Here is a 22,074-nt window from a genome sequence, read left to right as displayed (position 1 = left end):
GACGACAAAGTTGTGAGTGCAGCTTAATTACTCATGGAGCTGGATAGTTAAATAACGAAGCTCCCAAATCTACTGATCTGTTTTTTATGAAGAAACTGGTATTTTTCTTTTTTCTGGCATTGCTGAGCCTCCAGTGCTCATCTTGCTCCGATGACGATTCCTTTGAAGAGGCTTCATTGTCGGTAAATGTTGATGAACTCTCTTTTCCTGCCAATAGTGGATCTAAATTTCTGAATATTCAGTCCAACCGTGACTGGGTTATCTCAGAAAGAGCTGTTTGGTTAAATGTTGATATGCTTTTCGGATCCGCCGCCGATGGGGAAATTTCTGTTGCCGTGACGGTTCAGAAAAATCCTGATGCCGCTGAAAGAACGGCTGTAATAACCATTTCTGCTGACGGACTGACACAGGAGGTTGTGGTCACGCAAGCCGGAAGTGAGCTAATGATTATTGAGGAAGATCGGTTTGAGATTGAGGCATCGGGAGGTAATTTTTCCGTAAATCTGCAGGTTACCAATAATTATGAATTGAGCATTCAGTCTGACTGGATCTCGCAGAATAAATCACTTTCAGAGGCTTCTGAAGAGTTTTCTGTGGCACCCAATCCTTCAATTTTTCAACGTACAGGTCTGGTTATTTTCTTAATGGGGGACATTAAAGATACCGTTACGGTGGTTCAGTCTGGCATAGACACCTCTATTCCTGCCGATATGACCGGCATGGAGAGTACTGCCATCCAACTGGCATCAAAAATGAATATGGGCTGGAATCTCGGAAATTCCATGGAACCACCATCCGGAGAAACAGCCTGGGGAAACCCTAAAACTACGCAGGCCCTGATTGATGCTGTGGCTGCTGCCGGTTTCAATGCAGTGCGTATTCCCTGTGCCTGGAACAGCTACATCGAAGATCAGGAAACCTATAAAATTAAAGAATCGTGGTTGGCACGGGTGCAGGAAGTGGTCGATTATTGCTATGCCAACGATATGTATGTCATCCTCAACATCCATTGGGATGGCGGATGGCTTGAAGAAAATATAACCCCCGAAAAGGAAGAAGAAGTGAGTCAAAAACAGGAAGCACTTTGGAAACAGATTGCCATTCATTTTCGGGACTATGACGAACATCTGTTATTTGCCGGAACCAACGAGCCCAATGTGGAAGATGCAGAACAGATGGCAGTGCTTCTCAACTATGAGCAGACATTTATAGATGTAGTGAGGGCTACCGGTGGTCGCAATGCCTATCGCGTGCTTATTTTCCAGGGGCCTTCGACCGATATTGATAAAACCCATACATTGATGACCACTTTGCCTCAGGATGATGTGAAAGACCGTCTGATGGCCGAGGTACATTACTATACTCCATGGAATTTTTGTGGTTTAACACAGGATGAAACCTGGGGAGACTTTTATTACTTCTGGGGTGAGAATTATCACATAGATGGAGCCGAAGGACGTTACCCCGACTGGGATTGTGAAGAGGACTTTGTGTTAACTCAGTTTCAGAAAATGAAAAATCAGTTTGTGGATATTGGAATTCCGGTGATTCTGGGAGAGTTTGGCGCTATTCGTCGCACCATAAGTGACAATGCTAATTGGCAACAGCTTCATTATGAGTCACGTGCTTATTTTAACCGGTATGTTACCGAGCAGGCAAAAAATTACGGAATGGTCCCTTTTTACTGGGATGAAGGAAGTCTGACCAACCATGGGTTCGGGATGATAGACAGAAACCAGTTAGAAGTGGGCGACCAATTGTTGTACGATGCATTGATGGAGGGTTCCAACGCCGGAGAGTATCCTTTCTGAATGTCGTAGTTGCCGTTTTATAACTCATTTAAAGTCATGGAGGTTTCTCGCTGTGAGAAGACGGGAGCCAGGGGTTAAGTGGTCAATTTTTGCTCCTTTCTTTTTCAGGGGAAACTTCCGGACTTTTAATGATTGTAAAGATGGGAAACGTTTTAGATTAAAAATTATATCAGATTTTGTTCAGATACGGTGTGTAATTTTCACACTTATTTGCAATCTTTGTATGGAGGCCACAATAATTTAAGAAATTATCCCTTTACCTGAAGTTTAGAATATTGCCATTTTATTTTTAGAATCATCTTATGAGTAAATTATGCTTATAAGGATCATTAATAGGAAATTATGAAGAAGTTTTTGTTACTTGGATTTATTGCGATCCTGGGGTTTGGATGTTCTCAGGGAGGATGGAAGGTTGATGATTCCGGTTTGACGGTTTTTCCTGAGGATCCGTCTGATCAAGCAGTTCAGGCTATTCGTCTGACTCCCTTTGGTGAAGAAATCATCAAAGTGTCTGCTACAGCTGCCGATGCTTTTAGTAATGAAGAGAGTCTGGTTGCTTTGCCATTGGAGAAAACTGTTGATTTTGATGTCACAGAAGATGGAGATATTCTGATCCTTACCACTGCAAAGCTTACTGCTAAAGTATCTCAAACCACCGGAGAGGTTCAGTTCTTTGATGCGGACGGAAACATGATACTTCAGGAAAAAGAGAAGGGTGGAAAAACCATTAAGTCCATGGAAGTGGATGGCGTAAAAGGTTACGAAGTGCGTCAGGTGTGGGAATCTCATGACGATGAAGGTCTCTATGGACTGGGGCAGCATCAGGCGCACGATTACAATTACAAAGGCAAAAATGAGGAGTTGTTTCAATACAATACCAAAGTTTCGGTGCCTGTGATTGTATCTACCCGCAATTACGGTATTCTGTGGGATAATTACTCCCTGACACGTTGGGGAGATCCTCGTCCTTACGGACAATTAGATCAATTTAAACTATTCAACAACGAAGGAGAAGAGGGAAGCCTTACTGCCACTTACATCGATAACAAAGAAACAGGAAATGTATTCACGGTTCGTCAGGAAAATACCATTGATTATGAAAATCTGACCACCATTGAGAATTTCCCTGAAGGTTTTGATTTTACCAATGCCCGGATTACCTGGGAGGGGGAATTACAGCCTGAAGAGACTGGTATTCACCGGTTCCTGATGTACTATGCCGGATATACCAAAATCTGGATTGACGGAGAGCTGATGGCCGATCGTTGGCGTACTGCCTGGAATCCATCTGTAGCTAAGTTTGAAGTGGATATGGAAGCCGGGAAAAAATACCATGTAAAGCTCGACTGGATTCCTGATGGGGGAGAGTCATATATCGGACTGAAAGCTTTAACCCCTGTGGATCCTGCAGAACAGGAGCGTATTTCTTTCTGGAGTGAAATGGGCGATCAGATTGACTATTATTTTATGGCCGGAAATTCAATGGACGATGTGATTTCGCGCTATCGTGAACTCACCGGAAAAGCCCAGGTAATGCCCAAATGGGCCATGGGATTCTGGCAGAGCCGTGAGCGCTATAAAACACAGGATGAATTGCTTGATGTGTTGCATGAATTCCGTGAGCGCGAGATTCCACTTGACAATATTGTTCAGGACTGGTCATACTGGCCTGTGGATCAATGGGGAAGTCATGAGTTTGATAAGGAACGTTTCCCCGATGCCAAAGGAATGGTGGATGAAGTGCATGAAAACAATGCGCGCATCATGATTTCTGTATGGCCCAAGTTTTACCACAATACAGAACATTTCAAAGAGTTCGACAAGAATGGCTGGATGTATCGTCAGGCCGTGGAAGACAGCATCAAAGACTGGATTTATCCGGGATATGTGGGATCCTTTTATGATGCGTATGCACCCGGTGCCCGGGAACTATTCTGGGAGCAAATAAAAGAAGAACTTTATACCAAAGGTTTTGATGCGTGGTGGCTGGATGCTACCGAACCAGATATTCTTTCCAATGCCAGCATGGAATATCGTAAAGATTTGATGAATCCTACACATTTGGGACCATCCACTCAATATTTCAATGCTTTTGCTTTGATGAATGCCAAAGGAATTTACGAAGGTCAGCGTGCTGAGAAAAATGATGAGCGTGTGTTTATCCTTACCCGCTCGGGTTTTGCCGGAATGCAGCGTTTCGGAACAGTTACCTGGAGTGGTGACATCGGAACTGTTTGGGAAGACCTGAAAGCACAGATTCCTGCTGCTATCAATTTTTCTCTTTCGGGAATGCCTTACTGGACGATGGATATCGGTGGATTTTGTGTGGAGAAAAGATATGAAAGAGCAGAGGAAGGAAGCGAAGATATGAAAGAGTGGCGTGAGCTGAATACCCGTTGGTACCAGTTTGGTGCTTTTTCTCCTTTGTTCCGTGTACATGGTCAATATCCCTACAGAGAGCTTTGGAATATTGCACCCAAAGGACACAAAGCTTATGAATCCATGCTTTATTACAACAAGCTTCGCTATCGTCTGATGCCATATATTTACAGTCTTACCGGTGCTGTTTACCACGATAATTATACCATCATGCGTGGTCTGGTAATGGATTACACCGACGATCAGAACGTTTATAACATCGACGATCAGTTTATGTTTGGCGGAGGTCTGATGGCATGTCCCGTTTATGAATATGAAGCACGCAGCCGTGAGGTTTATTTCCCCGAAAACAAGGGATGGTATGACTTCTATACCGGAGAATTTGTAGAGGGCGGACAAACCAAAGAGGTGGATGCCCCCTACGAACGCATGCCGATGTATGCACCTGCAGGAGCCATTATTACAGCCGGTCCTGAAATCCAGTACACCACAGAGAAAAAACCTGAGCTGATCACTGTTTATGTTTACACCGGTGATGATGGTGAGTTTGAGCTTTACGAAGACGAAAACACCAACTATAATTATGAGGAGGGTAAATTTTCTACCATTCCTTTCACATACAACAACGACAATAAAACACTTACCATTGGCAGCCGTCAGGGGTCATTCGAGGGTATGCTGAATGAACGTCAGTTTAATGTAGTATTTGTTGCGCCCGACAAATCTGTCGGTTTCAATCCTGATGTCGCCCGGGGGCAGCTGGTGGATTACTCCGGTCAGGCTGTCGAGGTCGTTTTTGAGTAGATTGAATTGAACTAAAGGCCTGATGATATATGGATTATCAGGCCTTTTTTTATTTCTCCACACATACAACTAATCACTATGAGGTCTTTTGTCTTGTTTTTTATGGTTGCCGGGTTGTTCTTGTCGGCTTGTACACATGAAGATAAGGAAGTTCGCACAAGAAATAAATTTACCGGCGACTGGAAATTTGCTCTTGTGGATAGTCTGGATTCGAACGGGTATCACCATGCGGATTTTGATGATTCCAACTGGCGGAGGTTGGACTTACCTCATGATTGGAGCATTGAAGGGACCTTTAATGAAAATAATCCTTCAGGAGTTGGAGGAGGTGCGCTTCCCGGCGGACTGGGATGGTATCGGAAAACGTTTTCGCTGCCCGAATGTCAAAGCAATAAAATGTTTTTTATTGAGTTCGACGGGGTTTACATGAACAGTGAAGTGTGGATCAACGGACATTATCTTGGCAAAAGGCCTAATGGATACATCTCCTTTAGATACGATCTTACACCTTATCTCCTTTTCGGTGAAAAAGAGAATGTGATTGTTGTAAAAGTGGACAACAGCGCTCAGCCTAACTCCCGGTGGTATTCCGGTTCCGGGATCTACCGCAATGTTTGGCTCACCTCGGTAAATCCTCTTCATCTGGATCAGTGGGGCACTTTTGTTACAACACCTGAGGTGACACAGGATGCGGCTTTGGTGCATATTGAGCATTCAATTCGCAACGATTTTGATGGGGATACTACTTTTCAGCTTTTGGTCGATATTTTTTCTGCTGATGGGCAGAAGATAGGTTCGGCCAGGGCGGCTGACGTTCGCATTGCTGCTGGTGAAACCAAAGTCATTGACCTTTCTACAGAGGTATCTCAACCGGAATTGTGGACACTCGAAAACCCTGCTATGCACACCGCCGTTTCCAGAATTGAGACCGATGGTACGTTGATAGACAAGTATGAAACCGATTTTGGGATTCGTTTTTTTCATTTCGACCACGAAAAGGGTTTTTTTCTTAACGATCAACCCACAAAAATATTAGGCGTATGCATGCACCACGACCTCGGAGCTTTAGGGGCTGCAGTTAATCGTCGGGCTATTGAACGGCAATTGGAAATCATGAAGGAAATGGGGGCCAATGCCATTCGCACATCACATAATCCTCCCGCTCCCGAACTTCTGGAGTTATGTGATGAGATGGGACTTATCGTCATGAATGAAACTTTTGATATGTGGGCCAAAGCCAAAAGCGATTACGACTACTCGCTTTATTGGGATGAGTGGCATGAGCGGGACTTGCGTGACCACATTCGCCGCGATAGAAATCACCCGAGTGTGATGATTTGGAGTATCGGGAACGAAATATTGGAGCAATGGGACTCTACCGGAATCAGGATTACCAAAGAACTGGCTTCCATTGTGCGCGAACTTGATAAAACCAGACCCATCACAACCGGTAACAACGGACCGTCACCCGGTAATTCATTGAATAAATCGGGCGCTTTGGATTTGGTGGGCTTCAATTACCATCACGAAGACTGGCTCGACTTCCCCAATACTTTTCCCGGCGAACCATTTATCGCTACCGAAACCAACTCATCTCTACATTCCCGTGGTCATTACGACATGCCCTCCGATAGCGTGCGCATCTGGCCCAAACGCTGGGATATTCCTTTTTATGACGGGAATCCCGGAAATTCTTGTTCGGCTTACGACAATTGCCGTGCGCCCTGGGGATCTACGCACACCGATACCTGGAATCTGATTAAAAATAATGATTATATGTCGGGGATGTTTATCTGGACGGGGTTTGATTATCTTGGTGAGCCAACGCCTTATCAATGGCCATCGCGCAGTTCCTATTTTGGGATGGTCGATTTAGCCGGTTTCCCGAAAGACCCTTACTTTTTCTATAAGAGTGAGTGGTCGGAGGATACTGTGCTTCATGTGTTTCCGCACTGGAACTGGGAAGAAGGGCAAACCATTGATGTCTGGGCTTATTACAATTATTCCGATGAGGTTGAGTTGTTTCTGAATGGTGAATCACTGGGAACAAAAAGTAAACCGGAAGGACGGTTTAATGTGATGTGGAGAGTTGATTATCAGCCCGGAACAATTCGTGCCGTCTCCAGACTTGAGGGTCAGGTAGTTGCTGAAAAAGAGATACATACTGCCGGAGAACCTGCGATTATATCACTAAGTGTGGATCGTCAATCCATAGATGCTGATGGAAATGATTTGGCTTTTGTCTCTGCTTTGGTCACCGATAAGGATGGGAACTTGGTTCCTGATGCAGATAATCTGATAAAGTTCAGTCTGGATGGCGAAGCCACCATTGTGGCGACGGATAATGGTGACCAGACCAGTCATGCCTCTTTTCAGGCTACCCAGCGAAAAGCCTTTAACGGCAAGTGCCTTGCGGTTATTAAAGCAGGGCGAAAACCGGGCTCTGTAATGTTGAAAGCCAATACTTCCGGAATGCCCGAGGCCGGAATCAGAATTGAGTTGAAATGAGATTGAAAATCTAAGAACAATGCACAGAAGAATTTTAAGTAATATTTGTCTCGGATTCCTGTTTGCAATAACCGGAGTAACTGCTGTGGCACAGTCATTTGAAGAGCCGGGGCATGGTTTTGTGAGCTGGAAGCCGGCACCCAACTGGGAATCCGCTCTTTTGTCGGGAAACGGCACAATGGGGGCCATGGTTTTTGGAGATCCTCATCAGGAGACTGTTGTGGTAAATCATGCGCTGCATTATCTGCCCAACTGGGTGCCTTTGCAGCCCATCAACCAGGCTTCACGGCTTGATGAAATCAGGTCGCTTATTGCGGAAGGTAAATACAGAAAAGCCGCAGAGGTCCCTGTTGACCAGAGTATGAAAGAGGGATATGGTGAAAAGAAATGGATCGATCCTTATGTACCATTTTGCAATATTGATGTTCAGATGCCAGCCGGAAACGTGGAAGACTACTCCCGGATGGTGGACTTCGAGACCGGAGAGGCAAAGGTTGAGTGGTTGCAAAACGGAAATTTAATTCAGCGGAGTTTGTTTGTGTCACGTGCCGACAGCCTTTTGGTGATGCGCATTTCGGGCAGTGACAAAGTAAGTGCGTCACTGTCTCTCAGACGTCATCCTGTTGCGTGGGATCAATGGGAGTATATCAACAGCGCCATACAAAGTGTAGAAACATCTGCCGGGGATGGTTTTTTGACCTATTCTACCCAATTTAACAGAAAATGGGAGGGCAATCCTGAAGGTTTTGAGGGTGTTGCCCGCGTAATTTCATCAGGTGGAGAGGTTTCTTATCAGGGAGATCGTATGAATATCAAGAATGCTGATGAAATTTTGGTTTTGATGCGTGTGGTTCCCAACTATAATTTTGAAAAATCCCTGATTGATGATTTAAAACTTTCCCTCAAAGCAATAGACTCAGGATATGAAAGGCTCCTGTCCGTTCATAAGAATATTCATGGTGATTTGTTTAACAGGGTTGAGCTGGATCTTGCCAATGGCGATGAATCGGGTTTGCAATCTGAAGCCCTGGTTATGAAAGCCAGGGAGAAAACATCGCCTGCAATTATTGAAAAGCAATTTGATGCTGCCCGGTACAACATTATTTCATCTACCGGAACCAATCCTCCCAATTTACAGGGAATTTGGAGTGGAACATGGACACCTCCCTGGTCATCTGGTTTTACACATGACGGAAATGTTGAAGTTGCTGTTTCTGCCCTTTTGCCTGCAAATACGCCCGAACTGCTCAAAGCTTATATGGATTATCATGAGCGCATGTTGCCCTATTATCGTGATAATGCCAGTCGCCTTTTTGGAACCCGCGGGATTGTAGTTCCGGCTCATTCAAGTACCCACGGATGGAATATTCACTTCGATGATGAGTGGACTCTTTCATTGTGGACAGGTGGGGCAGGATGGGCTTCCGGGATTCTTTACGATTACTTTCTCTATACCGGCGACCGGGAGTATTTGAAGGAGCATATTTATCCGTTTATGCGTGAGGCTGCATGGTTTTACGAAGATTTTCTGATCGAGGGAGCAGATGGAAAATATGTTTTTACACCTTCTTATTCGCCTGAGAATACTCCTTCTAACAGCAACGCACAGGTTACTGTTGATGCAACCATGGATGTGATGGTTGCGAAGGAGTTGTTACGTAACAGCATTGAAGCCGGAAGGCTTGTTGGAGAGAAGAAAATGCAACTTGCTAAATGGGAAAAAATGCTTACCAGAATGCCAGATTATCGGGTAAATGAAGATGGTGCTCTGGCAGAATGGATTCCCGAAAAATTTGAAGATAATTACAAACATCGTCATGTATCGCATTTGTATGCTTTGTATGAAATCATCGCCCCTGAATTTACAAATAGTCCTGAGCTAATGGCCGCTGCCCGAGAGGCAGTTGAGCGTAGAATGGTGCATCGCCGTAATGAAAACGGTGGGGAGATGGCTTTTGGTCTGGCCCAAATGGGTATGATAGCTGCCAATTTGGAAAATAGCGAGATTGCCGGAGAAATTATCAATTGGATTTCGCGCTATTATTTCACTCCGTCACTGGGAACTTATCACAATTCAGGCAATCTCTTTAACATGGATGTGAGTGGTGGTTTTCCTGCCGTAATTATGCGGACTCTGGCTTATTCAGAACCCGGACTGGTGAAATTGCTGCCCGCCCTTCCCAAAGACTGGAAAACCGGTAGCATTGAAGGAATGGCCCTGCGGGGACAAATTACGATTGATCGTTTGTCGTGGACTGAAGAGGGACTTGAAGTAACTTTGACATCGGGCAAAGATCAGGATGTGACGGTTGAGTTGCCCGGAGTTGTTTCAAAAGTTGAGACCGAAAATAGTGCATCCTCCATTAAAAGAAAAAAACTTACAGAGGGAACGATGGAGGTGAGTCTGAAGGAAAGGGCCCCAATTACAATAAGAGTAATTTATTATTAGGAGTTTTCTGAGCAATGCGTAATAGTTGAAAATTGGATGATTTATAGTGAAATTTCATTTTCTGATTCAAATTTTTTATGCAAATATTTAGAAATTCTTCAACTGTAAAGGGAAAGTGTCAAGATTTTACATCTTTATATGAATGTTATATGAATGAACACCTTTAGCTATTTGAAAGGCGCGTTGGCCTGTCCGCTTTCCGGGCCGGCGGATGGAGGAAAGTCAAAATGGGCGACTTTCAAGGCCTTGCGCAATGGCCGGAAATTTTGGCTTTCGCGGGGAGATAGGGTTAAGCGGACTAGACTTTTTTGGTTCCTTTTTGGGGCAATGCTAAAAAGAACAATTATGAAGAAGTAAATATTAGTATTACAAACTTTTTAAGCAGGTTAGACAGCTCCTTTATTTAAAATAAACTATCTATAATATGAAAACACACGCAACAAAAAAAATCTTTTTACTGCTTTTCCTGTTGGTGCCATTTTTATCATCAGCTGCTCCCCGTGAGCGGTTATTGATGGACTTCGACTGGAAATTTACCTTTGGACATCCCAATGATGTAGAGAAAGATTTTAATGTGGGTACCAGTTATTTTACCTATCTGGCCAAAGCCGGGTATGGTGATGGTGCAGCATCGGCCGACTTTGACGATCGCACCTGGCGCAACCTGGATTTGCCTCACGACTGGGCTGCTGAAATGGATTTTTCTGGAAATGCCAGTCACAGTCATGGGTACAAAAAAGTAGGCCCTGGTTATCCTGATAATAATGTTGGCTGGTACCGTAAGACGTTTTCCATTCCCGAATCGGATAAGGGAAAACGTGTCTTTCTCGAATTTGATGGGGTTTTTAGAGATTCTAAAGTGTGGGTGAATGGATTTTATTGTGGAAACGAGCCCAGCGGATATACCAGTTTTTCTTATGATGTTTCCGAATACCTCAATTATGGCGGGGAGAATGTGGTGGCTGTTCGCGTGGATGCCAGCATGGAAGAGGGTTGGTTTTATGAAGGAGCCGGTATTTACCGCCATGTGTGGATGACCAAAGTGAATCCTTTATATGTACCTCAATACGGAACTTTTGTTACCTCTGAAGTCAATGACTATGAGGCGGTAGTAACTACACGTGTAAAGGTGGAGAATAAGTATCTCGAAGATACCCCATTCATTATTGAAAATAAAATTCTGAGTGCAGAAGGAGAGGTGGTTGCATCCGGCACTTCTGATGAATTCGAGCTTGGCTCTATGCACATTGATGAATATGAGTTGGAATATAACGTAGAGAACCCTCGTTTGTGGGATCTGGATGACCCCCATTTGTATGAATTGGTTACAACCATTCGCAGTAATGGAGAGGTTGCTGATGTTTATAAAACAACCTTTGGAATCCGTACCATCAAGTGGGATCCTGATAAAGGTTTTTTCCTGAACGGGCGTCATGTGAAGATTAAAGGAACTAATAATCATCAGAATCATGCAGGAGTAGGAACCGCCATTCCCGATGGTTTGCATGAATGGCGGCTGAAGCAACTGAAAGAGATGGGCAACAATGCTTATCGCACAGCCCATTATCCTCCCACGCCTGCATTACTTGAGGCTTGCGATCGTATGGGAATGCTTGTTCTGAATGAAAACCGCCTGATGGGAACTACCGATTATATTCGGAATTACCTCAAACGTCTCATTATTCGGGATCGTAATCATCCATCAGTTGTGTTGTGGTCCATTGGGAATGAAGAGTGGATGATAGAGAATGGTCCACGAGGGGCCATGATGGCTGAAAATATGCAGGCTTATGTGAAAAAAATTGATACTACGCGTCCGGTTAATGCGGCTGTAAGTGGTGCTTGGGGAGCTGGAATATCATCTGTTGTGGAAGTGATGGGCTTCAATTATCTCCGACATGGCAGTACCGATGAGCATCATAAGAAATTTCCCTGGCAGGCTTCTCTTGGAACTGAACAGGGCTCCACCAATACTACTCGTGGGATCTATGTTGATAATCAGGAAAAGCAATACCTCAAAGCTTATGATGTTCCTACGCCTTCGGGTTTTATGAGTATCCAGCAGGGATGGCAACACTATGCCGATCGCGATTACCTTGCCGGGATGGTTATCTGGACTGGCTTCGACTATCGCGGGGAATCCACTCCTTTCAGATATCCGTCAGTGCTTTCGTATTTTGGTATGTTCGATTTGTGTGGCTTTCCCAAAGACAATGTCTGGTACTTGAAATCGTGGTGGAGCGATGAAGATGTACTTCATATTTTGCCTCACTGGAACTGGGATGGTCGTGAAGGCGAGGAGATTGATGTTTGGGTTTACAGTAATTACGATGAAGTAGAGCTTTTTGCTAATGGAAAGAGTTTTGGTCGCAAGAAGATGGAACCCTACAGTCACCTGGAGTGGAAAGTTCCTTATGAAGCGGGACAACTGAAAGCTGTGGCTTTTAAAGATGGGAAAAAAGCCGCTACCGAAATTGTCGAAACCACCGGCGAAGTTGCTAAAGTGACAATGGTGTCAGATAAAAATATAATTAAAGGTAATCGGGAGGATGTGGCCATGGTTACTGTACAGGTAACAGATAAGAAAGGACGCGTGGTTCCAACAGCTAACAGAAATATAACTTTTGAAATTGAAGGCCCCGGCAAAATTATTGGGGTGGGTAATGGAGACCCCACTTCGCATGAAAAAGATCGTTTTATTGATACCTACAAAACAGTCACTTTCACCAACTGGAAACAAACGCTGGCTACTGAATCAGGTATTTCACAGGTGCTTAATCCTGACTTCGATGTGCAAGGGCTGAAAGATGCCTTGAACAATGATGGCCTGGAACCAGGTACAGAAGCTCAGAAAACCGTGTTTATTGGTCAGTTTGATCTTTCAGAAGAGGAACTTAGCGGCGATATTAACTGGATGTTCCGCAGTATTGGGGATAATCCATCGTTGTATGTTAATGGTCAATTGATTGCGGAGAATATTTCTGAGTACGAAAAAGTCTTTCATCTTAAAGAAGATTATTTGAAAGCCGGAATCAATCGTGTTGTGGTTATTGCTACTCCTTATGTGAAAGAAAACCCGTGGTCGGTGGTAAATACTGAACCCGGAAAACTGCAGGTAGTCATTCCTGCTGAGCCATGGCAGCGCAAAACATTTAATGGTTTGGCCCAGGTGATTATTCAATCGACTGGCGGAGCCGGTGAAATAAAGCTAATCGGTAATTCAGATGGGCTGAAAACCGGAGAATTGGTTATTGAAGCGGTGGAAGCCGAAGGCAGTCCTGCAGTGAAGTAAAACTTTGCTTGTTGTTGTGTCTTTAAAAAGCCGACGGTCTTTAAGCAATAGCCTGGGGCTGTCTCAAAAGTCCAAATTAGATGTCATTCTGAGCTTGTCGTTTGATATACAGATATTTCAAACAACTCAGACTGACAATGATTTAATGTTTTAAACTAAAGCGACAGCCTCAGGGAATTTTTCAGCCTGTTTATACGTTACCTGTCTTTTGGATAAGGTAGGTTAAATGTGGTTTGAACAAATATAGCTTCTTACTAAAATAAATAGTCTATGAAAAAAAGAACTTATCTCCAATTATGGGCAAAACCGGCTTTGCTGTTTTTATCAGTGCTGGCGATGCTGCCTGTAACAGGTCAACGCCAGGAAATGGGCCTTCGAAACGAACCCGTGGATATCAGTGATGATTTTCGCAGCTTTAAAAACACTTATTATCTGGCCGATAAAATGGTCAATTTTGACCCGAAAACCGGGAGCGGAGAAATAGTTTACAACCGGTATGAGTTCAAAACCCGGATGGCTTTTAATAATATGCTGGGAGTTTTGCGTCCTGTGACACCCAATGAGTTTCCTGAAGCCGAATATGAAGTGTCGCCCACGCTTCCGTTTTCGGTGCAGTTTGTTTCTCCCCGGACGGTCCGATTGCAGGCTCAGTCCGGCTTTGTGAGCCCCGAAGTGGCCAATGGAGAATCCATGATGCTCGTCAACAATGAGATGCCACCCAGCGATGCCTGGAAATATGAACAAATAGAGGGGGGCCACAGGTACAGCAGCCAATTTGGAGCTGTTGTGATTGATGAAAATCCCTGGCGCGTTTCGTTCTACGATGAAAAGGGCAAACTGTTAACCAGCACCAACCATCATGTGGATAATGCTGATGCTACTTACACGCCCATAATGCCTTTTTCGTACGTTCGCAGAGCCTCAGACTACAGCCGTAGTTTCTCGGCAACTTTTAATCTTTTACCCGATGAAAAAATCTTCGGTTTTGGCGAACAATATACCGAATTGGATAAGCGGGGACAGAAAGTTGTTCTGTGGGTTGATGATGCCAATGGTACCCAGAACGAAACCAGTTACAAGCCCATCCCGTTTTTTCTGAGTAGCCGTGGTTACGGAATGTTTATGCATACTTCGTCACCCATTACCTGCGACGTGGGTAAATATTTTAGTGGTGTCAATTCCCTGATGGTCGGTGACGAAACATTGGATTTGTTTGTTTTTCTGGGAGAACCCAGGGAGGTTCTGGATGCTTATACCGATGTAACCGGAAAACCTGAAATGCCCCCATTGTGGTCGTTTGGGCTTTGGATGAGTCGAATTACCTATTTCTCGGAGGAGGATGGACGCAATGTGGCGAATGAACTGCGCAAATATGAAATTCCTTGTGATGTGATTCATTTTGATACCGGTTGGTTCGAAACTGACTGGCGATGCGATTATCAGTTTTCGGAATCGCGTTTCGATAATGCCGGAAGAATGATAAAAGACCTCAAAAAACAGGGTTTTCATACATCACTCTGGCAATTGCCGTACTTTGTTCCACAAAATACGCTCTTCCCTGAGATTATTGAAAAGGGACTGTTCATAAAAAACGACAAGGGAAATCTTCCCACTGAAGATGCCATTCTGGATTTTAGCAATCCGGAAGCTGTTTCGTGGTATCAAAATAAACTCAGAGGGTTGCTCGAACTGGGCGTGGGTGCCATAAAAGTGGACTTTGGGGAGGCTGCTCCTGCCAAAGGGGTTTATCACAATGGTCGCACCGGTTTTTACGAGCATAACCTTTATCCTCTGCGATACAATAAAGCGGTTGCTGAGGTTACCAAAGAGGTGACGGGAGACCAGATAATGTGGGCACGCAGTACGTGGGCCGGCAGTCAGCGGTGGCCGTTGCACTGGGGTGGAGACCCTGCCAATACCAATTCGGCTATGGCAGCAACGGTTCGTGGCGGTTTGTCAATGGGATTATCCGGCTTCTCATTTTGGAGTCACGATATCGGTGGATTTGTGCTGAAAACTCCGGAGGATGTTTATCGCCGATGGTTACCATTTGGTTTGTTGTCGTCGCATTCACGCACGCATGGTACTCCCCCAAAAGAACCATGGGAATATGGAGAGGACTTTACCGATGCTTTCCGAAAAGCCACGAATATGCGTTATGAATTGATGCCATACATTTACGCTCAGGCCAGGCATTCCGCAGAGAATGGTTTGCCAATGATGCGCGCTCTGTTTGTGGAATATCCCGATGATCCTGGTGCCTGGTTGGTGGATGACCAGTATTTGTTTGGCTCGGATATTCTGGTGGCTCCCATGTTTGAGAAAGCAGAAAGTCGTCAGGTTTATCTGCCTGGAAAACATAAGTGGATCGATTATCAGTCAGGGAATGTTTACAATCCCGGTTGGAATGACATTAGGCCAGGTGACATTCCTGTGGTAATGCTGGTTCGTGACGGCGCAGTGGTGCCACACATTCATCTGGCCCAGTCAACCATGCAAATGGACTGGTCGAAACTGGAGTTGAAAGTCTTTGCTGCCGATGCAATATCGGTCAAAGGAATGGTTTGTCTGCCCTCTGATAATGAATTACAGCAAGTGGAGATACAACTGGAAGACGAAAAATTTGTATTAAAAGAAAACCTGCTGGAAGGAAAAGCAACACTGAATGTCACAGTTAAGTAATCGAGGTTTGTTAATACATTTTCTTTGAGATAAAAAACCCCGTCAGGAATTCCTGGCGGGGTTTTTTATTCTCAGTAAATATTTGCAAATTACTTTGAAAATAAGAATTTTGCGCTTCTGTGTTTGGGCCTTTTTAAGGACTATTGTTAATTAAAAGGCGTAAAAATTAGTTACAATTCTTGTCTTGTTTAGGACGTTATTTATCTTTTTGATATCATGAGAAATAGGGGTTGATTGTTTTGGTATTATCGTCCTTAATTTTTTTTATTTGTTACAAGGCTACATGTTTTTTTGACTTTCATATTGATAAATAATCAATATATTTGCCTCGATTTTGGTGATCGGCGATGAAATCTTCATTGTCGATAAAAGGGAATCCGGTGTAAATCCGGAGCTGTACCCGCAGCTGTAAGCTCTTTAATGGTGGTTTGAAAAAACTCTTTTACCACTGGAAACAAAAGGCAATGCTCAGTGACCAATGACCAATTATCAATTCAATATTGATAATTGATAGCTGGTAATTGATCATTGAAAATGTTTCCGGGAAGGTCTTTTCAAACCGGAGCGAGCCAGAAAACCTGCCAGAATGCATTTTTTTCTTAACATTTTGCTTCCGGGATAGAAGTTATGTTTAGGACATTCGCGCGCGTGTTCGGCATGTTTTTCTTTATCATTATGGATGCAAGGTGGAATAATTAATTAAAATTATTTTAACCATGCAGAAATTTTTTTGGATCATTGTATTCTTATTCATTGGAATAGGACTGCCCGCTTTTTCACAAAACACTTCGCTTTCAGGAGTTATCACAACCAGCAATTCCGGCAATCCTTTGCCGGGGGCTCACATTTATTTCAAAGGAACCAATATCGGAACCGCCTCCAACAATAAGGGGCATTATGAACTTAACAGTATTAAGCCCGGAAATTACTCTTTGATTGTCTCTTTCAACGGATTTAAAAGAATCAGACAGGAGGTTGAAATTACTGAAGGCCGCAATGAAATGGACTTTTCATTGGAGGAATCAAACAGCAATCTTGGTGAAGTTGTCGTTACCGGTACAGGAACTGCCCACCATTTAAAAAATGCGCCTGTCCCCTCAGAACTCATTTCCTCCAAAGAGGTGAAAAGCGTTGGGGCTACCGATTTTAATGATTTGATGCTGAGTCTGAGCCCTTCATTTGACTTTAGTCCCGGCACCATGGGAGCTTTCATGAAGCTAAACGGCTTGAGCAACGATTTTATCGTGGTATTGATTGATGGGAAACGACTTTATGGGGATATTGGTGGCAATATCGATCTCAATCGAATCAATCCCGATAATATTGAACGTATCGAAATACTGAAAGGAGCTTCATCACTGCTATATGGCTCCGATGCAATTGCCGGTGTTGTGAATATTATCACCAAAGAATCCGGACAAAAAAACCATTTTTCTAACACCACCCGCATCAGGGGAAATAGTACCTGGCAACAAAATAATGTGGTGGAAGTGGATGCCGGCAGATTGTCCTCTCACACTTCTTTTGACCGTAAGAGCAGCGATGGGTGGCAGCTCAGTAAATATGAAGAAGTTGGTGATGAATTGGTTGAAACAGAAGAGAAAACCATGAAGGCTTATGAGGACTTTACGCTATCTCAGAAATTTGAATTTGCTGCTACACCAAAACTCGATTTCTACGCCGAAGGTTCCTATTACCAGAAGGATATGTTCAGGCAGCAGTCTGTGGCTGATTATGGCTATTACTATCAGGATGAGACTTATGGAGCCGGAACTAAATACCTGTTGGATAACAGGGATTATATTTCTTTTGATTATCATCACGACAAGTTTCTTTATTACTATCGGTACAATCATGATGATGTGGACGGAGATTTTCAGAAAGATCAGAAGACTATTAATAATGATCAGCGCCTGGATAATGCACGTTTAAAGTATCTGAATGTCCTATCGTCTGATAACACCCTGACTTTTGGTGTTGATTACCTGAATGAGAAAATGGTATCGGCCAACCGCTTGGTAGATGGAGAAGCCGATGCTTATACCATCGCTCTTTATGCTCAGGATGAAATGACGTTTTTCGATGCTTTGGATGTGGTGGCGGGCGTCCGGTACGTCAATCACAAAGAGTTAGGTAGTGCCTTTACTCCTAAACTTTCAGCACTCTACAAGGTTGGGAATTTCAATATTCGGAGTACGTATGGTATAGGTTTTAAAGCCCCTACACTCAAAGAACTTTATTACAATTATGAAAAGCGGGGACGCGTTTACCTGGGGAATACTGACCTGGATCCCCAGGAATCAGAGTATTTATCTGTCGGTGTTGAATACAATACCCGTCTGGTTTCTCTGAGTGCATCAGCCTACCGCAACAATGTTGATAATCTGATTGACTATGTTGATGGTGGAGGGGAGAATGTTCGAATTCATGATAATATTTCAGAAGCCAGATCCGAGGGGATTGATGTGTTGCTGGATGTGCGGACAGGTGCTGGTTTTTCCATTGGCGGGGGATACAGTTATGTGGATGCCCGCAATCTTACGGATGATATTCGCCTGGAAGGAGTTGCGGAGCATAGTGGTAACATCAGACTGGCTTATGATCACCATTGGAAGAATTACGCGCTGAATGCGAATATTTTTGGCCGTATCCAGGATGAAAAATTCTATGATGGAGATCCCAATGCCAAGGGGTATGATTTATGGAATTTCACCACCAATCATACTTTTTCCAATTTGGGGAGTCTGATTGTCGAATTGTCTGCCGGTGTTGACAATGTTTTTGATTATGTGGATGACAGTCCTCTTGGGGCTCATTACGGTACTTTAACGCCAGGACGCACCTTTTTTGCGGGGTTGAGAATAAACTTTTCAGAGTAAAACGCCAAATCAAATGAAGAACTTATTATTAATCGGCTTATTTGCTATAATCTTCTTTAATATGGGAACAAATGCTCAGACTAAAACAGGGAAGAAAGGCATTTTGCTGATCACTTTTGGTACCAGTTACCCTGAAGCCCGAAAAGCTTTTGAAAATATTGAACAGAAGGTGAAAACCCACTGGCCTGATGTTGATATTTACTGGGCCTACACATCCGGATTCATTCGAAAAAAACTGGCAAAACAAGGCATTCAGATGGATTCGCCATCCGAAGCGCTGGCTAAAATTGGAGAGGCCGGATATACGCTCGTAGCAGCACAATCGCTGCATATTATTCCGGGGGCTGAATTTCATGATGTGGTACATACTGTTAAAGGGTTTAGCCTGGTTCAAAAAGGGGTCGGGAAAACAAACATGGGGCGTCCGTTGGTAAGTAACCATGAGGATCTCCAGCGTATGGCCCGCTTTTTTACGCAACAACTTCCAGTTTCGGATGATGAGGCGGTAGTGCTTATGGGGCATGGTACCCATCACGATGCCAATATCTATTATCCGGGATTTCAATATTATTTGAATGATTTGTCAGACCGTCATTATGTGGCAACTGTGGAAGGATATCCTTCACTGGATAATGTGATAAAACAATTGAAAAAAGAACATATTCAGAAAGTGACATTAACTCCATTTATGTCGGTTGCCGGAGATCATGCCCAAAACGATATGGCAGGCGAGGAGAAGGAGAGCTGGAAATCGCAGCTCGAAGCTGAAGGGTTTGAGGTGGATGTTGTGATGAAAGGACTTGCCGAATATGATGAGGTGGTAATGATATGGATCGATCATTTAAAGGAGGCTTTTGATGAGTTGTAAACTGTGTAGTTCATTGTTGCTGATTGTGTTCTTTTTAAGTTGCAGTGTTAAGCAGCAGAAAGGTCAATCTGCATCGGGCAACATTGAAAATATAGAATTAAAGTATGCTCATGAGTTTTCTTTGCAAAAGCAGGGAAATCGCCATTTGCTGACGGTTTTTATGGATGAGGATCACTCTGACCAGTCGGCCCGCAAGTTTACTTTGGTAAAGGATAGTGCAGATGCTGCCGGCATAGAAAATGTGATTCACGTACCATGCAAAAAGATTGTCTGTGTTTCATCAACTCAGTTGGCTTATTTCTTTGCCCTGGAGGATATCGATGACATTGTTGCGATTAATAGCAGTCGCTATCTTTTTCATGAAGAGATGAATGCCCGGGTGGCTGAAGGTAAAGTTAAGCAGATCGGAAAGGAAGGGAATTTTAACCTGGAAGTGCTGGCAGCTTTGAATCCTGATGTGATTTTTGTGTCACCGTTCAAAGCTGGTGGGTACGATGTTTTAAGAAATATGGGAATTCCGCTTGTTCCGATGGCTGCTTACAATGAAATGACCCCGCTTGGACGCGCCGAATGGCTGAAGATGATGGCGCTGTTTGTTGGGCAGGAGACAAAGGCAGATACGATTTTTAATAAGCTTGCAAAGCGTTACAATGAATTAAAAGACCAGGTGGCTGGCATTGATATGCGTCCAACGGTTTTTTCGGGGAAGATGCGTTCCGGTTCCTGGTATGTTCCTGGCGGGGATAGTTTCTATGCTCGCTTGTTTCGGGATGCAGGCGCTGATTATGTCGTTGATGATAATGAGCAGGGGGCGTATCCGGTTGATTTTGAGACTATTTACAGAAAGGCGTATGATGCTGATTTCTGGCGCCTGGTTCACCCGGAAAAAATCGGACTTTCTCTACCTGATTTTTTGCAGCAGGATGTAAGGTACGCTGATTTCAAAGCCGCCAGAGAGAGAAATGTTTTGTTATGCAATATCCGTGAGAAACCATATTATGAGCAGTCAGCCGTGAAACCGGATGTGCTTTTGGCCGATTATATCCATTTTTTTCATAGTGAGGTCTTACCGGGTTATGAACCGTTTTTTTATGAAAGATTGAAATGATTGGGAAAGGGAGTAAACGAGTCACCATTGTCTTGTTGGCAGCACTTTTGCTGACCGCCATTCTCATGGTCTTAAATATGGCTTTGGGGTCGGTGCATGTTCCCTTGTCGGAAGTGGTCTCTCTTCTTTTTACAGGGGAGAGCAGTAATGTTGTTTTTGATAATATTGTTTTAAAAACCCGCCTGCCTCAAACCTTGGTGTCTGTTGGGGCTGGTATGGCTCTCGGTGTCGCTGGATTATTGATGCAGACCCTGTTTAAGAATCCGCTGGCCGGCCCTTCTGTTTTAGGGATATCATCAGGAGCCAGCCTGGGTGTTGCTTTTGTGATGTTGTTCTCCGGTCAGTTTTTAGGCTTTTCATTTTACAGTCTTGGTTGGTGGGGGGATTTTGCAGTGATATTGTCCTCTTTTCTGGGGGCGGGCATAGTGCTTTTGCTGATTCTTTTTATTTCCAGTCGCATAGGAGGAACACTCAGTGTGTTGATTATCGGGGTGATGATTGGTTATTTGTCCTCTTCATTGGTTGGGCTGTTGAAATTTTACAGCACAGAAGAAGATGTGCACAATTATGTGATTTGGGGCCTGGGTAGTTTTAGTCGAATGTCGGCAGAAAAAGCCTGGATTTTTAGTTTGGTGACAATCGCTTTGTCCATTTCGTCACTGGCTTTAAGTAAGTCTTTGAATCTATTGTCACTGGGTGACAGATACGCCATTAATCTGGGTTTAAAGCTAAAAAGGGCTCGCTTTGGAGTGATTGCATCCGCAGGTTTTCTCACTGCCCTGGTGACCTCATTTTGTGGCCCGGTGATATTTATCGGAGTGGCAGTGCCGCATCTGGCCAAATTATTATCGCGAACAGCCAATCATTATCATCTGGTCATCAATGCTGCAGTGATTGGGGGCGCAACAGCTTTATTATGTAACTTGGTGGCCCGCCTTCCGGGATTGGAGCAGGAGTTGCCCATTAATTCGGTAACTGCCTTCGTGGGGGCTCCTGTGGTTATATGGGTGATTTGGAAGGGAAAGAGAAATAAAGAATAGTGCATGGGGCATGGTGCAAAGAGAATAAAATGGCTATCGCGTATTTGCGTTTAAATAGCAATAGATTGTTAGACTTTTAGATTAAAGATCAACCCTGTCCAAAATATTTTTTTTAAGAGCTGTCGGGCTTGTTGAGTGTGGACCTTGGCAGGTAAGCCTAAAAACAAGGTTGTTTCATCGAAAAATCGTCTTTGTTTGAATCTCAGGCGCGCAGCAAGTGAGATGAGTTTAGACGATTTCGATGGAAGAACCGT

10 protein-coding genes and 1 riboswitch are annotated in these 22,074 nt (G+C 43.9%); all 10 genes read left to right on the top strand.

Annotation, left to right across the window (positions count from 1 at the left end; genetic code table 11):
• The first annotated feature begins 86 nt into the window (after positions 1-86).
• The 10 genes from BY457_RS15020 (at position 87) to BY457_RS14970 (ending at position 21,820) form a co-directional block, all read left to right on the top strand.
• Positions 87-1,811: a cellulase family glycosylhydrolase gene (locus BY457_RS15020; protein WP_106154147.1), complete on the top strand. Its 1,725-nt coding sequence runs from the start codon at positions 87-89 to the stop codon at positions 1,809-1,811.
• A gap of 342 nt (positions 1,812-2,153) precedes the next feature.
• Complete coding sequence (locus BY457_RS15015) at positions 2,154-4,994, top strand: TIM-barrel domain-containing protein (protein ID WP_106154146.1); 2,841 nt, start codon at positions 2,154-2,156, stop codon at positions 4,992-4,994.
• Between the two features lie 78 nt (positions 4,995-5,072).
• The gene (gene galB, locus BY457_RS15010; RefSeq protein WP_106154145.1) at positions 5,073-7,502 is read left to right on the top strand and encodes a beta-galactosidase GalB; all 2,430 of its coding nucleotides are present in this window, start codon (positions 5,073-5,075) and stop codon (positions 7,500-7,502) included.
• A gap of 19 nt (positions 7,503-7,521) precedes the next feature.
• Entirely contained in the window at positions 7,522-9,951 is a 2,430-nt protein-coding gene (locus BY457_RS15005; RefSeq protein ID WP_106154144.1) for a glycosyl hydrolase family 95 catalytic domain-containing protein, read from the top strand.
• Positions 9,952-10,375: 424 nt separating this feature from the next.
• Positions 10,376-13,243, top strand: a complete 2,868-nt coding sequence (galA, locus tag BY457_RS14995; protein WP_106154142.1) for a beta-galactosidase GalA — start codon at positions 10,376-10,378, stop codon at positions 13,241-13,243.
• 270 nt (positions 13,244-13,513) lie between these two features.
• Complete coding sequence (locus BY457_RS14990) at positions 13,514-15,925, top strand: glycoside hydrolase family 31 protein (protein WP_106154141.1); 2,412 nt, start codon at positions 13,514-13,516, stop codon at positions 15,923-15,925.
• A 318-nt stretch (positions 15,926-16,243) separates the two neighbouring features.
• Positions 16,244-16,525, top strand: a riboswitch (cobalamin riboswitch).
• 116 nt (positions 16,526-16,641) lie between these two features.
• Positions 16,642-18,804 (top strand): TonB-dependent receptor, encoded by a 2,163-nt coding sequence (locus BY457_RS14985; protein ID WP_106154140.1) that lies wholly within the window; start codon positions 16,642-16,644, stop codon positions 18,802-18,804.
• A 13-nt stretch (positions 18,805-18,817) separates the two neighbouring features.
• Positions 18,818-19,672 (top strand): sirohydrochlorin cobaltochelatase, encoded by an 855-nt coding sequence (locus tag BY457_RS14980; protein WP_106154139.1) that lies wholly within the window; start codon positions 18,818-18,820, stop codon positions 19,670-19,672.
• On the top strand, positions 19,662-20,780 hold the full coding sequence (locus BY457_RS14975) for an ABC transporter substrate-binding protein (protein ID WP_106154138.1): 1,119 nt from the start codon (positions 19,662-19,664) through the stop codon (positions 20,778-20,780). The genes BY457_RS14980 and BY457_RS14975 overlap by 11 nt, the downstream gene beginning before the upstream one ends.
• Complete coding sequence (locus BY457_RS14970) at positions 20,777-21,820, top strand: FecCD family ABC transporter permease (RefSeq protein ID WP_106154137.1); 1,044 nt, start codon at positions 20,777-20,779, stop codon at positions 21,818-21,820. The genes BY457_RS14975 and BY457_RS14970 overlap by 4 nt, the downstream gene beginning before the upstream one ends.
• Positions 21,821-22,074: the final 254 nt, after the last annotated feature.

The organism is Marinilabilia salmonicolor, assembly GCF_003003035.1.
Classification (GTDB): Bacteria; Bacteroidota; Bacteroidia; order Bacteroidales; family Marinilabiliaceae; genus Marinilabilia; species Marinilabilia salmonicolor_A.
The sequence above is the reverse complement of the archived record's forward strand: the minus strand, read 5'-3'. Positions and strand labels throughout refer to the sequence as shown.

Coding starts and splice junctions, on each gene's coding strand:
- BY457_RS15020 (WP_106154147.1), top strand. CDS start 87: ATGAAGAAACTGGTATTTTTCTTTTTTCTGGCATTGCTGAGCCTCCAG.
- BY457_RS15015 (WP_106154146.1), top strand. CDS start 2,154: ATGAAGAAGTTTTTGTTACTTGGATTTATTGCGATCCTGGGGTTTGGA.
- galB (WP_106154145.1), top strand. CDS start 5,073: ATGAGGTCTTTTGTCTTGTTTTTTATGGTTGCCGGGTTGTTCTTGTCG.
- BY457_RS15005 (WP_106154144.1), top strand. CDS start 7,522: ATGCACAGAAGAATTTTAAGTAATATTTGTCTCGGATTCCTGTTTGCA.
- galA (WP_106154142.1), top strand. CDS start 10,376: ATGAAAACACACGCAACAAAAAAAATCTTTTTACTGCTTTTCCTGTTG.
- BY457_RS14990 (WP_106154141.1), top strand. CDS start 13,514: ATGAAAAAAAGAACTTATCTCCAATTATGGGCAAAACCGGCTTTGCTG.
- BY457_RS14985 (WP_106154140.1), top strand. CDS start 16,642: ATGCAGAAATTTTTTTGGATCATTGTATTCTTATTCATTGGAATAGGA.
- BY457_RS14980 (WP_106154139.1), top strand. CDS start 18,818: ATGAAGAACTTATTATTAATCGGCTTATTTGCTATAATCTTCTTTAAT.
- BY457_RS14975 (WP_106154138.1), top strand. CDS start 19,662: ATGAGTTGTAAACTGTGTAGTTCATTGTTGCTGATTGTGTTCTTTTTA.
- BY457_RS14970 (WP_106154137.1), top strand. CDS start 20,777: ATGATTGGGAAAGGGAGTAAACGAGTCACCATTGTCTTGTTGGCAGCA.